The organism is Streptomyces sp. NPDC015131, from assembly GCF_043079975.1.
Classification (GTDB): Bacteria; Actinomycetota; Actinomycetes; order Streptomycetales; family Streptomycetaceae; genus Streptomyces.
The window spans coordinates 980304-1000209 of record NZ_JBIBVB010000003.1; the positions used below are offsets into that span (position 1 = coordinate 980304).

Genomic DNA, 19906 nt, shown 5'->3' on the forward strand with positions numbered 1-19906 from the left:
ACCCCGGCGGCCGATCCGCCGGGGCCCCTTGCCGCCGGTCCGCGTCAGCCCTTGACGCAGACCACCTGCTTGAGCTTCGCCACGACCTCCACCAGGTCGCGCTGCTGGTCGATGACCTGCTCGATCGGCTTGTAGGCGGCCGGGATCTCGTCCACCACGCCGGAGTCCTTGCGGCACTCCACGCCCCGCGTCTGCTCCTCCAGGTCCCGCGTCGAGAAGCGCCGCTTCGCCGCGCCCCGGCTCATTCGGCGGCCCGCGCCGTGCGACGCGGAGTTGAAGGACGCCGCGTTGCCGAGGCCCTTGACGATGTACGAGCCGGTGCCCATCGAGCCCGGGATGATCCCGAAGTCGCCGGAACCGGCCCGGATGGCGCCCTTGCGGGTCACCAGCAGGTCCATCCCGTCGTACCGCTCCTCCGCCACGTAGTTGTGGTGGCAGGAGATCACCCGGTCGAAGGTGACCTTCGCCTTCTTGAACTCCCGGCGGACGACGTCCTGGTACAGCGCCATCATGATCGCTCGGTTGTACTTGGCGTACTCCTGCGCCCAGAACAGGTCGTTGCGGTACGCCGCCATCTGCGGGGTGTCCGCGACGAAGACGGCGAGGTCCCGGTCGACCAGGCCCTGGTTGTGCGGCAGCTTGCGGGCCTCGCCGATGTGGTACTCGGCCAGCTCCTTGCCCACGTTCCGCGAACCGGAGTGCAGCATCAGCCAGACCGATCCGGACTCGTCGATGCAGAACTCCACGAAGTGGTTGCCGCCGCCCAGCGACCCCATCTGCTTCGCCGCCCGCTCCCGGCGGAAGCGGACCGCCTCCGCCACCCCGTCGAACCGCGCCCAGAAGTCGTCCCAGCCGCCGGTGGCGAAGCCGTGCAGCCGGCCGGGGTCGACCATCTCGTCATGCATGGCGCGCCCCACCGGGATCGCCTGCTCGATCTTCGAGCGGAGCCGGGACAGGTCGCCCGGCAGGTCGTTCGCCGTGAGCGACGTCTTCACCGCCGACATGCCGCAGCCGATGTCGACGCCGACCGCGGCCGGGCAGACCGCCCCGCGCATCGCGATCACCGAGCCGACCGTGGCGCCCTTGCCGTAGTGCACGTCCGGCATCACGGCCAGGCCCTTGATCCACGGCAGGGTGGAGACGTTGTGGAGCTGGCGCATCGCGCCGTCCTCCACCGCCGAAGGATCGGTCCACATCCGGATCGGGACGTTCGCCCCGGGCACCTCTACATACGACATGTTTCCTCATTCCCCCGAAAAGTCCGAAAGCGCAAAAACCGGATCCAAGCCCGCGAAAGAGACAGCGGACCGGCATCGACGGCAGTGCGTGCGATACACATTGTGTCCACCGGCCGGTGGCGAGGAGCAACGTGTTTTCCTCGGGCCGGGCCGCAAAGAACCGTGTCGGCACCAGAGCGAGAGGAGCCCGGGACCGTGCAGCGAAGGGCGTACGTATCCGGTGGGGCCGCCGCACTCGCGGCGCTCACCCTCGGCGTCACCGCACTCGCCGGGTGCAGCGGCGGTTCCGGGGCGGACGGCGGGGACACCGACTCCAAGGGGGGCGGCCCCTCCGGCACCTCCGTACAGCCCGGCAAGTACCGCACGCTCCTCGAACCGTGCGGCTCCATCCAGCGCTCCACCCTCCGGGACCTGCTCCCCGGCGCCGCGGCGCTGCCCGAGGAGCAGCGCGAGCGCGCCTACCGCGGCACGCCGACCGTGACGTACGACACCGACCGCCGCGCCGGGTGCAGCTGGAAGACGGACGGGCCCGACGGCTCCCACCGGCTCAGCGTCGACTTCGAGCGCGTCGTCTCCTACGACCCCACCGTCAGCGACGACTTCCGCGCGCAGCAGGTGTACGCGGGCAAGGAGGCCGAGGCGGGCATCGAGTCCCCCTCCGCCACGGCCCCGTCCGCCGGGACCCCGTCCGCCCCCGCCCCGTCCGGCGGGACGGCCGCCGGCGGGACCGCGTCCGGCGCGGCGGCCACCGGCGCGGCGCCCCGGGCCACCGCGCAGGCGCCGAAGCCGGGGGCGGCGTCCACGCCTCCCCCGGGCCCCGCGGCCACCGCCTCCACCGGTAGCGCGCCCTCCGGCACCCCCGAGGGGCTGGAGCCCCGCGTGCTGGCCGACCTCGCCGACGCCGCCTTCCTCGACGACGTCCTCACCCGCGCCGGTTCGACCGCCCAGCACCGCACCGTGAGCGTGGTGTTCCGCACATCGAACGTCGTCGTGACCATCCGGTACGGCGAGCAGCCCGCCCGGGTCACCGAGGTGCCGGACAGCAAGGAACTGCAGGAAAAGGCCCAGGGTCTGGCCCGTAACCTCGCCGAGAGCTTCGAGGACTAGCCCGTCCGCGGCCCCCCGGCGGCCCCCCGCCCCGGGCTCCGCCGCGCCCGCGCGCACCTCCCGACTCGGGCTACCGTGTCGGGACCGCAGACCGAAGACACAGGATCCGCCGGACCGTACGACAAGCGACTGAAGGAACCATGCACCGATCAGCCCCGCGACTCACCCGCATACTCGCCTGCGCAGCCGTACCGGTGATGCTCGTCGTCGCCGGCTGCTCGTCGGACTCCGACAGCAAGGGCGACACCGCCGACAGCGCCACGCAGTCGCCGTCCACCGCCTCCTCGCCGCAGGCCGCCGCGAAGCCCAAGCCGACCGTCGCGCCCGCCAAGTACACGCTCCTGCCGGAGCCCTGCAAGGCGATCACCGGCAAGACCGTCGAGGACCTGGTGCCGGAGGTGAAGAACGAGAAGGGCACGCCCGGCAAGTCCAGCGACACCGCCAGCCGCGGCAGCTGCTCCTGGAACGGCCTGGACGACAAGGGCGTCAAGGGCTCGCAGTACCGCTGGCTCGACATCAGCCTCCTGCGGTACGAGTCCGACCCCTCGCTCGGCAGCGGTGAGCAGCGCGCCCAGGCGAACTACACCAAGGAGGTCGCCAAGGTGAAGGCGACCGAGGGCGCCACCGCCGTGAAGACCTCGCCCGCCGCGGGCGTCGGCAACGAGGCGACGGCCATCAGCTACGGCCTGAAGAAGACGGACGAGGACTTCAAGTACGCGGCGATCGTGACCCGTACCGAGAACGTCCTGATCACCGTCTCCTACAACGGCGCCGGTTACGCGGGCGCCACGACCCCGACCCCGTCGGACCTGATGGAGGACGCGGTCAAGGCCACCAAGGAAGCGGTGACGGCGGTCGCGGCGGCCAACAAGTAGCCGAAGGCGGCCAACGCGCGGCGACCCGCACGACGTTCGCGGAGCCCGGCCCTCCCCCGAGGGCCGGGCTCCGCACGCGTGTGCCAGGCTTTGCCCGCTCGGTTCATCAAGGGGAGGGGATCGCGGGTGGCCGCGATGCAGCTGACACGCACACACCGGATACTCATCGGTGTCGTGATCGCCGGTGCGGTGATCATCGCCGGAATCGGTTTCGCCGGCTCCTACGCGGCGGTGCGCGAGCTCGCCGAGAAGAAAGGTTTCGGCGACTTCTCGCTGGTCTTCCCCATCGGCATCGACGCCGGTATCTGCGTCCTGCTCGCCCTCGACCTGCTGCTGACCTGGCTGCGCATCCCCTTCCCGCTGCTGCGCCAGACCGCCTGGCTGCTCACGGCGGCGACGATCGCCTTCAACGGCGCGGCCTCCTGGCCCGACCCGCTCGGCGTCGGCATGCACGCCGTCATCCCGGTGCTGTTCGTCGTCGCGGTGGAGGCCGCGCGGCACGCCATCGGCCGGATCGCCGACATCACGGCCGACAAGCACATGGAGGGCGTACGCCTCACCCGGTGGCTGCTGTCGCCCGTACCCACCTTCCGGCTCTGGCGCCGGATGAAGCTCTGGGAGCTGCGCTCCTACGAGCAGGTGATCAAGCTGGAGCAGGACCGGCTGATCTACCAGGCCCGGCTGCAGGCCCGGTTCGGCCGCGCCTGGCGCCGCAAGGCCCCGGTCGAGGCGCTGATGCCGCTGCGGCTGGCGCGGTACGGCGTGCCGCTCGCCGAGACGGCGCCCGCGGGCCTCGCGGCGGCGGGCATCGACCCCGTACTGCTGCCGCCGAACCCGGCCCCGCCCGTCACGGCCCCGTCCGTCACGGGTACGCCCTCCGCCACGCCCGAACTGGAGCCGCCCGCACGGCAGCACGCGAGCCCCGACGAGGACGACGCGGCCCCGGCGCAGGAGCACCCCCGGCAGGAGCCCGGCCCTGCGACACGGACCGCAGTACAGGCCATGGGACCGGCGGCGGCACCGGCAGCGGAGCCGGAGGACGGCTCGGGTCTGGAGCCGGAGGCGGTCGTTCCGGGGTTCTTCCGCAAGGGCGCCCGGCCCGCTCAGGCACCGCAGCCCGGCCGCCCGGGCGCCCAACCGGAGGGTCCCGCGCAGCCGCAGCCGCAGCCGCAGCCGCACGCCCAGCCCCAGCCGCACGCCCAGCCCCAGCCCCAGCCGCAGGCACAGCCCGGCGCCCAGCCCCAGGCCGGTCCGGGTCCCCAGCCCGGCCCCGGGCCCGCGGCGCAGGAGCCCGCGCCGCAGGTCCCCGCGAACCACGACAGCCCCTGGTTCGCCGCCCCGCAGCTCCCGCAGGACGCCTACGAGCGGGCGTACGCCCCCGCCTACGTCGAGGGGCTGGAGCCCACCCCGGTCCGCGTCCCGCCAGGGCCCGAGCCCCGGCCCGAGTCCCCGGCCGGGGAGGCGCAGCCCGCCCCCGCACAGCCCGGCCCCGCGGAGCCCGAGGCCGGCGACCGGGACGCCGAGGAGTTCAGCCGCCTCGCGTACCCGGTGTTCAAGCAGCTGGTGGACGAGCACAACGACTGGCCCAGTGTGGAGATGGTCGAGATCCACCTCGCCGACGGCCACCAGATCCGCGACCCGCTCAGCGCGGTGCTGCTGCGCCGGCTGCTGCCCGAGTTCAAGGACCGCTACCAGGCCGAGCTGGCGGCCGACCACATCGCCTGAGCCCCGGCCCGCCGGTCAGCGGCGCCGGGCCCGCGCCTTCGCGGTCTCCCCGTACAGGGCGACCACCGCGCCCAGCACGGCGAGCACGGCGTACCCCGCCGTCGGGATCTCCCACCACCGGTGCAGCATGCCCCACGGCCCGTCCCCGAAGGTCCGTCCCGCGACCCCGAGGACACCCTGCACCCCGGTGACCCAACCGACGATCGCCACAGTCTCGTTCATGTCTCCACGCTCCCGCGCCGGGCGCCCGGAATCGTCCTGCGCGGGACCGAGACCGGGGTCCGCCGAAGGATGCAGAGACGGCCGGAGGGCCCCCACCACCAGGTGGGAGCCCTCCGGCACGGCCGTGCGGTGCCTGCTCAGGCGCCGAGCAGCTTGCGCACCCGGTCGGCGCCGACGGCCAGCAGCAGCGTGGGCAGCCGCGGACCGGTGTCCCGGCCGACCAGCAGCTGGTACAGCAGGGCGAAGAAGGTGCGCTGGGCGACCTTCAGCTCCGGGGTCGGCTTCGCCTCCGGGTCCAGCCCCGCCCGCACCTTGGGCACGCCGTAGACCAGCGTGGTGAGCCCGTCCAGCGACCAGTGGCTGTCCAGCCCCTCCAGCAGCAGGCGCAGCGACTCGCGGCCCTCCTCGTCCAGCGAGCCGAGCAGCTCGGTGTCGGGCTCGGAGCGGACGACCGTGCGCTGCTCGGCCGGGACCTGGGTGGAGATCCAGCTCTCGGCGCGGTCCAGCCGGGGCCGGGCCTCGTCCAGGGAGGTCAGCGGGTCGGCCGGGTCCAGCTCGCTGAGGATCCGCAGCGTCTGCTCGTCGTGGCCGGCGGTGATGTCCACGACCGAGGCCAGCGTGCGGTACGGCAGCGGGCGCGGGGTGCGCGGCAGCTCGGCGGCGGCCGTGCGCACCGCGCGCGAGTGGGCGGCGGCGTCGGCGGGCAGCACGCTGCCGTCGGCGACCTTGGCCTCCAGCTTGTCCCACTCGTCGTACAGCCGCTGGATCTCCTGGTCGAAGGCGATCTTGAACGCCTGGTTGGGCTTCCGGCGCGCGTACAGCCAGCGCAGCAGCGGCGCCTCCATGATCCGCAGCGCGTCCGCCGGGGTCGGCACGCCGCCCTTGGAGGACGACATCTTCGCCATCCCGGAGATGCCCACGAAGGCGTACATGGGGCCGATCGGCTGGACGCCGTCGAACACCTCGCGCACGATCTGCCCGCCGACCACGAACGACGAACCCGGCGAGGAGTGGTCGACACCGCTGGGCTCGAAGATCACGCCCTCGTACGCCCAGCGCATCGGCCAGTCGACCTTCCAGACCAGCTTGCCGCGGTTGAACTCGCTCAGCCGCACCGTCTCCGCGAAGCCGCACACGCAGGTGTACGACAGCTCCGTCGACGCGTCGTCGTACGCCGTGACGGTGGTGAAGTCCTTGCCGCACTGCCCGCAGTACGGCTTGTACGGGAAGTAGCCCCCGGCGCCGCCCGAGCCGTCGTCCTCGCTCGCCGCGCCGGAGCCCTCGGCGGCCTCCAGCTCGGCCTCGTCGACCGGCTTCTGCTGCTTCTGCTGCTGGGGCTTCTTCGGCTTGCCGGTCGCCTTGTCCTTGGTGCGGTACCGGTCGAGGACCGCGTCGATCGCACCGCGGTGCCGCATGGCGTGCAGGATCTGCTCGCGGTACGCCCCCGAGGTGTACTGCTCGGTCTGGCTGATCCCGTCGTACTCGACGCCCAGCTCGGCCAGGGACTCGATCATCCCGGCCTTGAAGTGCTCCGCCCAGTTCGCGTGCGGGGAGCCGGCCGGCGCCGGCACCGAGGTCAGCGGCCTGCCGATGTGCTCCTGCCACGACTCGTCCACGCCGGGGACGCCCGCCGGCACCTTGCGGTACCGGTCGTAGTCGTCCCAGGAGATGAGGTGGCGGACCTCGTACCCCCGGCGGCGGATCTCGTCGGCGACCAGGTGCGGGGTCATGACCTCGCGGAGATTGCCCAGGTGGATGGGGCCGGACGGCGACAGTCCGGACGCGACGACGACCGGTTTCCCAGGCGCACGTCGCTCCGATTCGGCGATGACCTCGTCCGCGAAACGGGAGACCCAGTCGGTCTCGGTGCTGCTCTGAGCCACGATCGGCACGTCCTTGATTCCTCGGTGTTGTCGAAGACTGGCGATAGACATTCTCCCAGACGGAACGACGTCCCCCGGGGTTGTCCACAGGCCGGGCAAAGCCACGGCAAAAGGCTTGCGGACGCATGGGACACTTGACAACCGGAATAGGCATTCACCACCTCGACAGGAACGGAAGCTCATGGCCTCGGTCCCTTCCCTCGCTTCGACCGTGCAGCAGCAGCTCGCGGACGCCCTCTCGGCTGCCCTGCCGGAGGCCGGCGCCGCCGACCCGCTGCTGCGACGAAGCGACCGGGCCGACTTCCAGGCCAACGGCATCCTGGCCCTCGCCAAGAAGCTCAAGGGCAACCCGCGTGAGCTGGCGACCAAGGTCGTCGCCGCCGTCCCGCAGGACGGCCCGCTGAAGGACATCGAGGTCTCCGGCCCCGGCTTCCTCAACCTCACCGTCTCCGACGAGGCCATCACCCGCACCCTCGCGGCCCGTGCCGCCGACGACCGCCTCGGCGTCCCGCACGCCCCGGACGCCGGCACCACCGTCATCGACTACGCCCAGCCGAACGTGGCGAAGGAGATGCACGTCGGGCACCTGCGCTCCGCCGTCATCGGCGACGCCATGGTCAAGATCATGGAGTTCGCCGGCGAGAAGGTGGTCCGCCGCCACCACATCGGCGACTGGGGCACCCAGTTCGGCATGCTCATCCAGTACCTGATCGAGCACCCGCACGAGCTGGACCACAAGGACGCGGACGTCTCCGGCGAGGAGGCGATGTCCAACCTCAACCGCCTCTACAAGGCCGCCCGCGCGCTCTTCGACTCCGACGAGGAGTTCAAGGCCCGCTCGCGCGACCGGGTGGTGGCGCTCCAGTCCGGCGACGAGGAGACCCTCGCCCTCTGGCAGCGGTTCGTCGACGAGTCGAAGATCTACTTCTACTCGGTCTTCAACAAGCTGGACATGGAGATCGACGACCCGGACGTCGTCGGCGAGTCCGGCTACAACGACATGCTCGACGAGACCTGCCGCCTGCTGGAGGAGTCCGGCGTCGCCGTCCGCTCCGAGGGCGCGCTGTGCGTGTTCTTCGACGACGTCAAGGGCCCCGACGGCAACCCGGTCCCGCTGATCGTCAAGAAGTCCAACGGCGGTTACGGCTACGCGGCCACCGACCTGTCCGCCATCCGCGACCGCGTGGGCAACCTGGGCGCCGACACCCTGCTGTACGTGGTGGACGCCCGCCAGTCCCTGCACTTCAAGATGGTCTTCGAGACCGCCCGCCGGGCCGGCTGGCTGAACGACCGGGTGCACGCCGTGCAGCTCGCCTTCGGCACGGTCCTCGGCAAGGACGGCAAGCCGTTCAAGACCCGCGAGGGCGAGACGGTCCGGCTGGTGGACCTGCTGGACGAGGCGATCGACCGGGCCGCGGCGGTGGTCCGTGAGAAGGCCCAGGACCTGACCGAGGACGAGATCGCCGAGCGGGCCGCCCAGGTGGGCATCGGCGCGATCAAGTACGCCGACCTCTCCACGTCCGCCTCCCGGGACTACAAGTTCGACCTGGACCAGATGGTGTCGCTCAACGGCGACACGTCCGTCTACCTCCAGTACGCGTACGCCCGGATCAGGTCGATCCTCCGCAAGGCCGGCGAGGCCCGGCCGGTGGCCCACCCGGAGACCGCCCTGGCCCCGGCCGAGCGCGCGCTGGGCCTGCACCTGGACCAGTTCGGCGAGACGCTGGCGGACGTGGCCGCCTCGTACGAGCCGCACAAGCTGGCCGCGTACCTCTACCAGCTGGCGTCGCACTACACGACGTTCTACTCGGAGTGCCCGGTCCTCAAGGCCGACACCCCGGAGCAGGTCGAGAACCGCCTCTTCCTGTGCAACCTGACGGCCCGCACCCTCCACCTGGGCATGGGCCTCCTCGGTATCCGCACCCCCGAGCGCCTCTGACCGAGCCCCTCCGGCCGCCGCGCCACGCGCGCGGCGGCCGGGGTCGGGGCGGCGTCAGCCGTCGCCCGACACCCGCGGCCCCCACCCACTGCTCCCCAGCGGCTGGTCGAAGACGGGCCGCCCCTCGATGGCGCTCGTGGCGAACGGCTCGCCCCGGTCGTCCACCCGCAGCGTCCCCGACCGGCCGCCGCTGCTCCACTCCAGCTCCAGGTACCAGCGCACGGAGTGCCCGGCCGTGTGCGCCGTGACGCGCAGCACCTCCGGATCGCTCGCGGTCACGGTGTAGGGCAGGTCGACGGCCGGGATCTCCCGGTCGCCCTGCTGCCCCGCGACCGGCACGGCCCGCGGGCGTGCCGCGTCCAGGTCGACGTCGAGGCTCTGCGGCGTCACGCTGCCCCCGCACCCCACGCCCATCCCGTACGCGTTCCACGGCAGCGGCGCGTCCTTGCCGACCACCCGCACGTGCAGCGCCCGCAGGACGACCGTCTCGTCGCCCGTGCCCTGCACGGCCACCTCCAGCAGCATGTCGCCGCCGGGCACCCCGCCCAGGGCCTTCACCCAGCCGCGCGCGTCCTGCTCCGGGGGCGGCGGCGGAACCCGCTCGGGCGGCCGGTCGATCACGTACACCTGACTGCACGGGTCGCTCCAGACGTACGGCCGCACATCGACGCTCAGCGGTACGGGGCCGCCGCCCCGCCCCGGTCCGGCCTGCCCCGGCGCGGGGGCCGGCGCCCCGGAACTCCCGCGTGAGGGCGCGACGGACGGGGCGCCGGCGGCCCCGGAGCGCGAGGGCGCGGCGGACGGACCCGGGGTCGCGCCACCCGTCGGGGCGGACGCGCCCGCGCCGGACGGCACCGTCACGGTCCCGCCGGCCCGCCCGGAGGGGGCCGCCGCGCCGTCGGCGGGGCGGGGGGCGCCGCCGTCCAGCGCCACGGCGAGCGCGGCCGACGCGGTCAGCACGACGACGGCCGCGGCGGCGGCGACGAACCGGAACCTTCGGCGCCGCACCGCGACCGGCGCCCCGCCCACCACAGGCGCCTCACCCGCAGCCCCGCCCACCACCGAAGGCTCGGCGTCCACCACAGAGGGCTCCACCTCCTCCACAGAGGGCTCCACCGCAGAGGGCTCCGCCTCCTCCGCAACCGGCTCCGCCTCGGCCGGCACCGCCGGGACCCGCCCACGCCCCCGGGCGTCGTCCGCGACGATCCACCGCCGGTGCAGCGCCACCAACTCGTCCCGGGACGCCCCGCAGAGCCGGGCGAGCCGCTCGACGGGCGCGAACTCCGTCGGGACGGCGTCCCCGTTGCAGTACCGGTGCAAGGTGGACGCGCTCATGTGCGCCCGCTTGGCGAGCGCGCCATAGCTGAGCCCGGAGCGCTCCTTGAGCCCGCGCAACGCCTCCGCGAAGTCTCCCGTGCCGTTCCCCACCCAGCCGTCCCCTTCACCGCACCGTCCCGGAACACCGTTCCAGGCACTCAACAAACCCGCAGGCCAGAGCCGTTCCGGCGTTCCAGCGTTCCCCATTGTCCCGTGCCGATTGCCCGTCAGGCACGGCGCCCGGCACGGTGTGTCCAGCGACACCGACGAGGGGAGCACCGATGCGGCCCCACCGCCGCCCGCACTCCGTCGACGCCTGTGCCATCGCCGTGGTGATCGTCTGCACGGCCGTCGTCATCGCACTGATCAACCGTCACTGACCGTACGTCCACGGGGAGAAGCACCTCATCATGCGCACCTTCCGCACCCGCACCACCGCTGCCGCCGCCACCGCGCTCCTGGCCACGCTGTCGCTCACCGCCTGCCAGAACAGCGACATCGCGGGGCCGGGCCGCAGCCCCGCCCCGGCCTCGGGCGCCGCCACCGCCACCACGACCCCGGCGACTCCCGCGGCCCCCTCGGCGGGCACCCCGGCCGGCAACAGCGCAGCTCCCGGCCAGGGTTCCGGCACCACCACCGGCACGTCGCCGCACAGCAAGGCCCCTTCGTCCACCGGTGACGACGACCCGGCCGCCGACCGGCCCTGCGGCGAGGACGTCAAGGTCACCTACGCGCCCGTCAGCCGCCCCCTGAACCACGCGCTGCTGACGCTCACCAACACCGGCTCCACGCCCTGCGACGCGTACTACGCGCCCCTGCTCCGCTTCGACGACGCCCAGGCCGCCACGGCCGTGGACGAGGGCAGCCGGCCCCAGGCGGTCGTCACCGTCGCACCGGGCGAGTCGGCGTACGCGGGCCTCATGCTGATGTCGGCCGACGGCAGCGGGAGCGAGGGCGGGACGGTCAAGACGCTCTCGGTGTACTTCGCGCCGCGCGACGGCCAGGGCTCGACGGACGCCCCGCCGGCCACCGTCGACCTGCCGGCCGACACGTACACGGACTCCTCCGCGCGGGTCACCTACTGGCAGACCTCCGTCGAGGACGCCCTGGAGCGCTGAGCCCCGGGCATTGTCAGTGGCGGCACCTAGGGTCGTTCCATGGTCATCAACCCGAACGCGCTGGGCCTGGACCTGCCGCCCGGCACCCCGCGCGTCCAGCCGTCACTGTGGTACGCGGACGAGCCCGCCACGCCCGGCACCTGGGCGCGGCTGCTGCCCGCCCAGGACGCCACCGGTATGCGGCCCGTCCTGCTCGGCGAGGTGGAGACGCTGTTCCTGCACCCGAGCCAGGTGGGCGACCCCGACGACCACGACCCGGCCGCCGTCCTGGCCGGTCTCTGGGCCGAGTCGGCCGAGGAGGAGGACCCGGAGGCGCTCGCACCGTTCTCGCGCGCCTGGCCGGGCCTCGCCCCGCCCACCGGGCCCGTGACCGGGGCCGGGGCGGGCCGGAAGGACACCGGGCCGGAGGAGGCCGCCGCCCGCCTGGCGGCCGAACTGGCCGGGTCGGAGGACTGGTTGAAGGGCGTCCGGGGCGCTCTCGTCCCGGCCCGCCGGGGCGCGGACATACCGGCCGCCCTGGGCTGGGGCGGCGCGGCGAACCACACCGACGCCGCCCGGATCTCGGCCGTGCTGCGGTCCTGGGAGGACCGGTTCGGCGCCCGGCTCGTGGGCCTCGGCCCCGATCTGCTCACCGTCTCGGTCGCGGCGCCCCCGCGCACCCTGGCGGACGCCGTGGCCGTGGCGGCCGAGCACTACGCCTTCTGTCCCGACAATGTGTGGGACGGCTTCGACTCCCTCAGCGACTACGCCGCCGAGGAGGTGCTCGACCGCCCCGACTGGAGCTTCTGGTGGGACTAGGAGAACGGGACCGGGGCGGGACCGGGACGGGGCCCGGAACGGGCTAGGAGCGGCGGCACCACTGGGCGGCCTCGGTCGCCCAGTAGGTGAGGATCATCTGCGCGCCCGCCCGCTTGATGCCGGTCAGGGACTCCAGGATCGCCTTGTCCCGGTCGATCCAGCCCTTCTCGGCGGCGGCCTCGATCATCGCGTACTCACCGCTGATCTGGTACGCGGCGACGGGCACGTCCACCGCGTCCGCGACCTTCGCCAGGACGTCCAGGTAGGGTCCGGCCGGCTTGACCATCACCATGTCGGCGCCCTCCTCCAGGTCGAGCGCCACCTCCCGCAGGGACTCCCGGACATTGGCCGCGTCCTGCTGGTACGTCTTGCGGTCGCCCTTCAGCGAGGACCCGACCGCCTCGCGGAAGGGCCCGTAGAAGGCCGAGGCGTACTTCGCCGTGTAGGCGAGGATCGCCACGTCCTCCTTGCCGATGGTGTCCAGGGCGTCCCGGACCACGCCGACCTGGCCGTCCATCATCCCGCTGGGGCCGACGACATGGACGCCCGCGTCCGCCTGCACCTGGGCCATCTCGGCGTACCGCTCCAGCGTGGCGTCGTTGTCGACGCGGCCCTCGGCGTCCAGCACACCGCAGTGCCCGTGGTCGGTGAACTCGTCGAGGCAGAGGTCCGACATGACGAGGAGGTCGTCCCCGACCTCGGCCCGGACGTCCCGGATGGCGACCTGGAGGATGCCGTCCGGGTCGGTGCCGGCCGTCCCGGCGGCGTCCTTCTTCGCGTCCTCCGGCACCCCGAAGAGCATGATCCCGGAGACGCCGGCCTCGACGGCCTCCACCGCGGCCTTCCGCAGGGTGTCCCGGGTGTGCTGCACGACCCCGGGCATCGCCCCGATCGGCACCGGCTCGCTCGCGCCCTCGCGCACGAACGCGGGGAGGATCAGGTCGGCCGGGTGCAGCCGCGTCTCCGCGACCATCCGCCGCATCACGGGCGTCGTCCGCAGCCGCCGCGGCCGCGCACCGGGGAAGGATCCGTACGAAGTCATACGCGTCATGGGCCCACGCTACGCCCGTACCGCCCCTGCTCTTGCCGACACCGTGCCGGAGGACGGGAGCCCCCGGGGCAGGACGGCGAAAGGGCGGGACACCGGTCCTCCCGGTACCCCGCCCACACCTGGGCCCCCGGACCCGCCGGCGCTACGGACACGCCGGCCCGGCCGCGGCACGGCCGTCAGGTCGTCGTACGCCTCCGCCGCGCGCCCGGGCGGCGCTCGCTCGGGCGCGTGACCGGGTCACCCGCCTCGACCGCCGCGGCCCGGCGGCGCGTTCCGAAGTCGGCCAGCGCCTCCGCCAGCTTGTGCACGGACGGCTCCGGCGACAGCACGTCCACCCGCAGCCCGTGCTCCTCCGCGGTCTTCGCGGTGGCGGGCCCGATGCAGGCGATCACCGTCACGTTGTGCGGCTTCCCGGCGATGCCCACCAGGTTCCGGACGGTCGACGAGGACGTGAAGAGCACGGCGTCGAAGCCGCCGCCCTTGATCGCCTCGCGGGTCTCCGCCGGCGGCGGCGAGGCCCGGACGGTCCGGTAGGCGGTGACGTCGTCGACCTCCCAGCCCAGCTCGATGAGGCCCGCGACCAGCGTCTCGGTGGCGATGTCGGCGCGCGGCAGGAAGACGCGGTCGATCGGGTCGAAGACCGGGTCGTACGGCGGCCAGTCCTCCAGCAGCCCGGCGGCCGACTGCTCGCCGCTCGGCACCAGGTCCGGCTTCACACCGAACTCGACCAGCGCGGCGGCCGTCTGCTCGCCCACCGCCGCGACCTTGATCCCGGCGAAGGCGCGGGCGTCGAGCCCGTACTCCTCGAACTTCTCCCGCACCGCCTTCACGGCGTTGACCGAGGTGAAGGCGATCCACTCGTACCGCCCGGTGACGAGCCCCTTGACGGCCCGCTCCATCTGCTGCGGGGTGCGCGGTGGCTCGACGGCGATGGTCGGCACCTCGCTCGGCACCGCGCCGTACGACCGGAGCTGGTCGGAGAGCGACGCCGCCTGCTCCTTGGTGCGCGGCACGAGGACCTTCCAGCCGAACAGCGGCTTGGACTCGAACCACGCGAGCTGGTCGCGCTGGGCGGGGGCGCTGCGCTCGCCGACCACGGCTATGACGGGCTGGTGGCCCTCGGGCGACGGCAGCACCTTCGCCTGCTTGAGCACCTGCGCGATGGAGCCGAGCGTCGCGGTCCAGGTCCGCTGCCGGGTGGTCGTGCCGGCGACGGTCACGGTCAGCGGGGTGTCGGGCTTACGGCCCGCCGACACCAGCTCACCGGCCGCGGCGGCGACCGCGTCCAGGGACGTCGAGACGACGACCGTACCGTCGCTCGCCCCGACCTCCGTCCAGCACCGTTCACTCGCGGTGCGCGCGTCCACGAAGCGCACGTCGGCGCCCTCCGCGTCCCGCAGCGGCACACCCGCGTAGGCGGGGACGCCGACGGCCGCGGCCACACCGGGCACCACCTCGAAGGGGATGCCCTCCGCGGCGCACGCGAGCATCTCGGCGCCCGCGTTGCCGTCGAGCCCCGGGTCGCCGCTCACCGCACGGACGACCCGCTTGCCGCCCCGCGCGGCCTCCATGACAAGATTGGTCGCATCCCTCAACACGGGGACTCCGGCGGTCATTGACGCATCGTCAACAACCGTCAGCTCCGGCGTGCTCACGCCCGTCCGGGCATGGCCGCGCACGACGTCGAGCACATCGGGCTCGGCGATCAGCACGTCGGCGCCCGACAGGGCCTCGACCGCGCGCAGGGTCAGCAGCCCCGGATCACCGGGCCCGGCGCCCAGGAAGGTGACGTGCCCGCACGCGGAGAACGCGGAGGAAGCCTTGGATGCAGTGGTGGGGCTCAAAGTGCTCGCTCCCCCATAAGACCGGCCGCACCCTTGGCGAGCATCTCGGACGCGAGCTCGCGCCCGAGCGCGACAGCGTCGCCGTGCGACGTGGGTACGGGACCGGTGGTGGACAACTGCACCAGCGCGGCACCGTCGGTCGTACCGACGACACCCCGCAGGCGCATCTCATGAACAACCTGCCCATCGGCCAGGAGGTCGGCCAGGGCACCCACGGGTGCGCTGCAGCCGGCCTCCAGGGCGGCGAGCAGGGACCGCTCGGCGGTCACGGCGGCCCGGGTGTACGGGTCGTCGAGCTCGGCGAGCGCGGCGGCGAGTGCGGCGTTGGCCGCCGTGCACTCGATCGCCAGTGCCCCCTGGCCGGGGGCGGGCAGGACGGTGTCGACCGACAGGAAGTCGGTGACCTCCTCGCTGCGGCCGATGCGGTTGATGCCGGCCGCGGCGAGTACCACCGCGTCCAGCTCACCGCCGCGGACGTAGCCGATGCGCGTGTCGACGTTCCCCCGGATCGCCACGCACTCGATCTCCCGGCCGTGCGCACGGGCGTACGCGTTGAGCTGCGCCATGCGCCGCGGCGAGCCGGTGCCCACCCGGGAACCGGCCGGCAGCTCCTCGAAGCGCAGCCCGTCCCGCGCGACCAGCACGTCGCGGGGGTCCTCGCGGCGCGGCACGGCCGCGACCACCAGGTCCTCGGGCTGCGCGGTCGGCAGGTCCTTCAGCGAGTGGACCGCGAAGTCCACGTCCCCGGCGAGCAGCGCGTCGCGCAGGGCGGTCACGAAGACGCCGGTGCCGCCGATCTGCGCGAGGTGCTCGCGGGAGGTGTCGCCGTACGTGGTGATCTCCACGAGCTCCACGGGGCGTCCGGTCAGCTCCCGCACGGCCTGTGCGACCTGCCCGGACTGGGCCATGGCGAGCTTGCTGCGCCTGGTCCCGAGCCTCAATGCCCTCTGGGCCCTCTCGGTCATACTCGCCCTCGGTTCTTAAGATCGGCGTCGTTCACGTCGGCCCGGCTGACGGAGGCGACCGTCTCCGGGTCGAGGTCGAAGAGTGTGCGCAGCGCGTCGGCGTAGCCGGCGCCGCCGGGCTCCCCGGCGAGCTGCTTGACCCGTACGGTCGGCGCGTGGAGCAGCTTGTCCACCACCCGGCGCACGGTCTGGGTGATCTCGGCGCGCTGCTTGTCGTCGAGGCCGGGCAGCCGCCCCTCCAGCCGGGCCATCTCCCCGGTGACGACGTCGGCGGCCATGGTGCGCAGCGCGACGACGGTCGGGGTGATGTGGGCGGCGCGCTGGGCGGCGCCGAAGGCGGCGACCTCGTCGGCGACGATGCCGCGCACCTGGTCCACGTCGGCGGCCATCGGGGCGTCGGCGGAGGCGTCGGCGAGCGACTCGATGTCGACGAGCCGGACGCCGGCGAGCCGGTGCGCGGCGGCGTCGATGTCGCGCGGCATGGCGAGGTCGAGCAGCGCGAGCGGCGCGGTGCGCTCCGCCATGGCGGACTCGACGGCCACCCCGGTGAGCACCAGTCCGGTGGCGCCGGTGCAGGAGACGACGATGTCGGCACGTGTCAGTTCGTCGCCCACGGAGGCCATGGCCACGGCGCGCGCGGCCACGCCGGTGCCGCCGGGCTCGGTCAGGATGCGGACGAGCCGTTCGGCGCGCTCGGGCGTCCGGTTGGCGACGACGATCTCGCCGGCCCCGGCCCGCGCGAGCGTGGCGGCGGCCAGCGAGGACATCGACCCCGCGCCGATGACCAGCGCCCGCTTGCCGGCGACCCACCCGGCGACGTCGGCGCTCGCCGCGAGCTGCTCCAGCCCGAAGGTGACGAGCGACTGGCCGGCCCGGTCGATGCCGGTCTCGCTGTGGGCGCGCTTGCCGACCCGCAGGGCCTGCTGGAACAGGTCGTTCAGCAGCCGCCCGGCGGTGTGCGTCTCCTGGCCGAGGGCGAGGGCGTCCTTGATCTGGCCGAGGATCTGCCCCTCGCCGACGACCATGGAGTCCAGGCCGCAGGCCACCGAGAACAGGTGGTGGACGGCGCGGTCCTCGTAGTGCACGTACAGGTGGGGGGTGAGCTCCTCCAGCCCGACGCCGCTGTGCTGGGCGAGGAGCGTGGACAGCTCGGCGACGCCCGCGTGGAACTTGTCCACGTCGGCGTACAGCTCGATGCGGTTGCAGGTGGCCAGGACGGTGGCCTCGGTCGCCGGTTCGGCGGCGAGGGCGTCCTGGAGGAGCTTGCCGCGCGTGCCGGGGTCGAGGGAGGCCCGCTCCAGCACGCTGACCGGGGCGCTGCGGTGGCTGAGGCCGACGACGAGGAGGCTCATGCCGGCATCACGGCGGGCATGTCCCCGTCAGGTCCCTTCCGGCCGTCGGCCGGGGCGGTGCCGGCCGCGGTGGCCGCCGCCGCGGCGGCGGCGTCCCGTACGGCGGGCGGGAGGACGGCGGCCTCGCCGCCCGTACCCGGCTCCTCGCCCGCCTTGCGCTGCTCGTGGAAGGCGAGGATCTGGAGCTCGATGGAGAGGTCGACCTTGCGGACGTCCACGCCCTCGGGCACGGACAGCACGGTCGGCGCGAAGTTCAGGATGGAGGTCACCCCGGCCGCGACGAGCCGGTCGCAGACCTGCTGCGCGGCGCCGGCGGGGGTGGCGATGACGCCGATGGAGACGCCGTTGTCGTCGACGATCTTCTCCAGGTCGTCGATGAACTGCACGGGCATGCCGGCGACCGGCTTGCCGACCATCGCGGGGTCGGCGTCGATCAGCGCGGCGACGCGGAAGCCGCGGGAGGCGAAGCCGCCGTAGTTGGCGAGGGCGGCGCCGAGGTTGCCGATGCCGACCATCACGATGGGCCAGTCCTGGGTGAGGCCCAGCTCGCGCGAGATCTGGTAGACGAGGTACTCGACGTCGTAGCCGACACCGCGGGTCCCGTACGAGCCGAGGTACGAGAAGTCCTTGCGCAGCTTGGCGGAGTTGACCCCCGCGGCGGCCGCGAGCTCCTCGGAGGAGACCGTGGGCACGGAGCGCTCCGACAGTGCGGTGAGCGCCCGCAGATACAGCGGAAGCCGGGCGACGGTGGCCTCGGGGATTCCTCGGCTGCGGGTCGCCGGTCGGTGTGTTCGGCCAGTTGCCACGGTGCTCCTGCGGGATGAGCGGGGCTGCAGGCGGCCAGATGTACCTCGACCGCCCCGTCGACAGCAGGCTATGTCTTTGTGAACGCGTGCACAAAGATTGTGTCCAATTTGTCCGGCCAAAGTGACCGGGGTCACGCGATCCGATCGCGCCATCCCGGAACCAAGGCGGACCTCAGTCCGTTCGCCCGCCGCAGGGGACAAAGCGGTGCACACTCCTTACGACCACGCCCCCGAACCGCAACAAAACGCACACGATGGTAACCGTCCTTCCCGGTCACCCCCGAACGGCCGCCCCCGGCCGCCGACCGGCGACCGGCCACCGACCGCCCTCCGGCGGCCCGGAGGGTCAGCCCTCCAGGGCCCGCCTCAGGCGCTGCGCGTCGACCTTCCAGAAGGTGTGCTGCTCGCCGTCGACCAGGACAACCGGAATCTGCTCCCAGTACTCCCGGTTCAGCTCCTCGTCCTGGAGGATGTCCTTCTCCTCCCACACCGCGCCGGTCTCGGCGCACACCGCCCGGACCACCTCGCGGGCGTCGTCGCACAGGTGGCACCCGGGCTTGCCGATCAGCGTCACGGTCCGCGGGGCGGCCCTCTTCTTCGTACGTCCGAACATGGCCCCATTCTCCGCCCGCGTCACTCCGGCGCCCCACAGAGTTCACGCCATGGCATCCCCACGGGTCGGGGGGCACCGAACACAGTGGCTATGCTCACGGCATGGCCGCACTGCTGGGATGGCTCACTCCGCACAGGCGTTCCGCCACCGCGCGCAGCGTGCTGGCGGGCGAGGCGTCGGCCGAGGCGGCGCGCAAGACCTCCCAGCCGCCGCCGGAACCCCAGTTCCCGGTGCCCGGCGACGAGCACGCCGCGGCCTTCTTCGACCTCGACAACACGGTGATGCAGGGCGCCGCGATCTTCCACTTCGGCCGGGGGCTGTACAAGCGGAAGTTCTTCCAGCGGCGGGAGCTGGCCCGGTTCGCCTGGCAGCAGGCGTGGTTCCGGCTCGCCGGGGTCGAGGACCCCGAGCACATGCAGGACGCCCGCGAGAGCGCGCTGTCCATCGTCCGGGGCCACCGCGTCTCCGAGCTGATGACCATCGGCGAGGAGATCTACGACGAGTACATGGCCGACCGCATCTGGCCCGGCACCCGCGCCCTGGCCCAGGCGCACCTCGACGCAGGCCAGCGGGTGTGGCTGGTCACCGCCGCGCCCGTCGAGACGGCGACCATCATCGCCCGGCGGCTGGGGCTCACCGGGGCGCTCGGGACGGTCGCCGAGTCGGTGGACGGCGTCTATACGGGCAAGCTGGTGGGCGAGCCGCTGCACGGTCCGGCCAAGGCTGAGGCGGTCCGGGCGCTGGCCGCGGCGGAGGGCCTGGACCTGTCCCGCTGCGCGGCGTACAGCGACAGCCACAACGACATCCCGATGCTGTCGCTGGTGGGCCACCCCTACGCGATCAACCCGGACACCAAGCTCCGCCGGTACGCGCGCGACCGCGAGTGGCGGCTGCGCGACTACCGCACCGGCCGCAAGGCCGCCAAGGTCGGCATCCCGGCCGCCGCCGGGGTGGGCGCGCTCGCCGGCGGCACGGCCGCCGCGGTGGCCCTGCACCGCCGCCGCCGCTGACGCCCCGCGGCCAATCCGGGCTTCTTACCCCCCGCCGTGCCGG

17 protein-coding genes are annotated in these 19906 nt (G+C 73.3%); 7 read left to right on the forward strand and 10 right to left on the reverse strand.

The annotated features are described in order from the left end of the window. Positions 1-44: 44 nt before the first annotated feature. A complete protein-coding gene (locus ACF08D_RS15795) occupies positions 45-1238 on the reverse strand; it encodes an RtcB family protein (protein ID WP_392223143.1) in 1194 nt (397 codons plus the stop codon). Between the two features lie 195 nt (positions 1239-1433). Here ACF08D_RS15795 and ACF08D_RS15800 point away from each other — a divergent pair, with 195 nt between their 5' ends. The 3 genes from ACF08D_RS15800 to ACF08D_RS15810 all read left to right on the forward strand — a co-directional run bounded on the left by ACF08D_RS15800 (position 1434) and on the right by ACF08D_RS15810 (position 4945). Then, entirely contained in the window at positions 1434-2345 is a 912-nt protein-coding gene (locus ACF08D_RS15800; RefSeq protein WP_392223144.1) for a DUF3558 domain-containing protein, read from the forward strand. A 140-nt stretch (positions 2346-2485) separates the two neighbouring features. After that, positions 2486-3220, forward strand: coding sequence for a DUF3558 family protein (locus ACF08D_RS15805; protein ID WP_392223145.1), 735 nt, complete (start codon positions 2486-2488; stop codon positions 3218-3220). A 126-nt stretch (positions 3221-3346) separates the two neighbouring features. Then, positions 3347-4945, forward strand: coding sequence for a DUF2637 domain-containing protein (locus tag ACF08D_RS15810; RefSeq protein ID WP_392223146.1), 1599 nt, complete (start codon positions 3347-3349; stop codon positions 4943-4945). Positions 4946-4960: 15 nt separating this feature from the next. On the opposite strand, the gene ACF08D_RS15815 is transcribed toward ACF08D_RS15810, so the two are convergent. Both ACF08D_RS15815 and lysS read right to left on the reverse strand, forming a co-directional pair. Further along, positions 4961-5167: a hypothetical protein gene (locus ACF08D_RS15815; RefSeq protein ID WP_392223147.1), complete on the reverse strand. Its 207-nt coding sequence runs from the start codon at positions 5165-5167 to the stop codon at positions 4961-4963. Between the two features lie 137 nt (positions 5168-5304). Beyond that, a complete protein-coding gene (gene lysS, locus ACF08D_RS15820; RefSeq protein WP_392223148.1) occupies positions 5305-7059 on the reverse strand; it encodes a lysine--tRNA ligase in 1755 nt (584 codons plus the stop codon). Positions 7060-7231: 172 nt separating this feature from the next. On the opposite strand from lysS, the gene argS reads away from it, so the two are divergent. After that, positions 7232-8989, forward strand: a complete 1758-nt coding sequence (gene argS, locus ACF08D_RS15825; protein ID WP_392223149.1) for an arginine--tRNA ligase — start codon at positions 7232-7234, stop codon at positions 8987-8989. Positions 8990-9043: 54 nt separating this feature from the next. On the opposite strand, the gene ACF08D_RS15830 is transcribed toward argS, so the two are convergent. Continuing rightward, a complete protein-coding gene (locus ACF08D_RS15830) occupies positions 9044-10417 on the reverse strand; it encodes a helix-turn-helix domain-containing protein (protein WP_392223150.1) in 1374 nt (457 codons plus the stop codon). Positions 10418-10716: 299 nt separating this feature from the next. Between ACF08D_RS15830 and ACF08D_RS15835 the strand changes: the two genes are divergently transcribed. Then, a complete protein-coding gene (locus ACF08D_RS15835) occupies positions 10717-11424 on the forward strand; it encodes a DUF4232 domain-containing protein (protein ID WP_392223151.1) in 708 nt (235 codons plus the stop codon). A gap of 39 nt (positions 11425-11463) precedes the next feature. Then, positions 11464-12222: a DUF4253 domain-containing protein gene (locus tag ACF08D_RS15840; RefSeq protein ID WP_392223152.1), complete on the forward strand. Its 759-nt coding sequence runs from the start codon at positions 11464-11466 to the stop codon at positions 12220-12222. Between the two features lie 43 nt (positions 12223-12265). On the opposite strand, the gene hemB is transcribed toward ACF08D_RS15840, so the two are convergent. From hemB to ACF08D_RS15870, 6 genes are all read right to left on the reverse strand, one after another. Further along, a complete protein-coding gene (gene hemB / locus ACF08D_RS15845) occupies positions 12266-13264 on the reverse strand; it encodes a porphobilinogen synthase (protein ID WP_392223208.1) in 999 nt (332 codons plus the stop codon). A gap of 185 nt (positions 13265-13449) precedes the next feature. Next, positions 13450-15117 carry a uroporphyrinogen-III synthase gene (locus ACF08D_RS15850; RefSeq protein WP_392223153.1) on the reverse strand — a complete coding sequence of 556 codons (1668 nt, stop codon included), beginning with the start codon at positions 15115-15117 and terminating at the stop codon, positions 13450-13452. After that, the gene (hemC, locus tag ACF08D_RS15855) at positions 15114-16082 is read right to left on the reverse strand and encodes a hydroxymethylbilane synthase (RefSeq protein WP_392223154.1); all 969 of its coding nucleotides are present in this window, start codon (positions 16080-16082) and stop codon (positions 15114-15116) included. The genes ACF08D_RS15850 and hemC overlap by 4 nt, the downstream gene beginning before the upstream one ends. Further along, the gene (locus ACF08D_RS15860; protein WP_392223155.1) at positions 16079-17434 is read right to left on the reverse strand and encodes a glutamyl-tRNA reductase; all 1356 of its coding nucleotides are present in this window, start codon (positions 17432-17434) and stop codon (positions 16079-16081) included. Before ACF08D_RS15860 ends, hemC begins: the two co-directional genes overlap by 4 nt. After that, entirely contained in the window at positions 17431-18240 is an 810-nt protein-coding gene (locus ACF08D_RS15865; protein ID WP_392223156.1) for a redox-sensing transcriptional repressor Rex, read from the reverse strand. The genes ACF08D_RS15860 and ACF08D_RS15865 overlap by 4 nt, the downstream gene beginning before the upstream one ends. Positions 18241-18586: 346 nt before the next feature. Further along, positions 18587-18853, reverse strand: a complete 267-nt coding sequence (locus ACF08D_RS15870; RefSeq protein ID WP_392223157.1) for a glutaredoxin family protein — start codon at positions 18851-18853, stop codon at positions 18587-18589. 101 nt (positions 18854-18954) lie between these two features. Here ACF08D_RS15870 and ACF08D_RS15875 point away from each other — a divergent pair, with 101 nt between their 5' ends. Further along, on the forward strand, positions 18955-19863 hold the full coding sequence (locus ACF08D_RS15875; protein WP_392223158.1) for an HAD family hydrolase: 909 nt from the start codon (positions 18955-18957) through the stop codon (positions 19861-19863). The last annotated feature ends 43 nt before the right edge of the window (positions 19864-19906 follow it).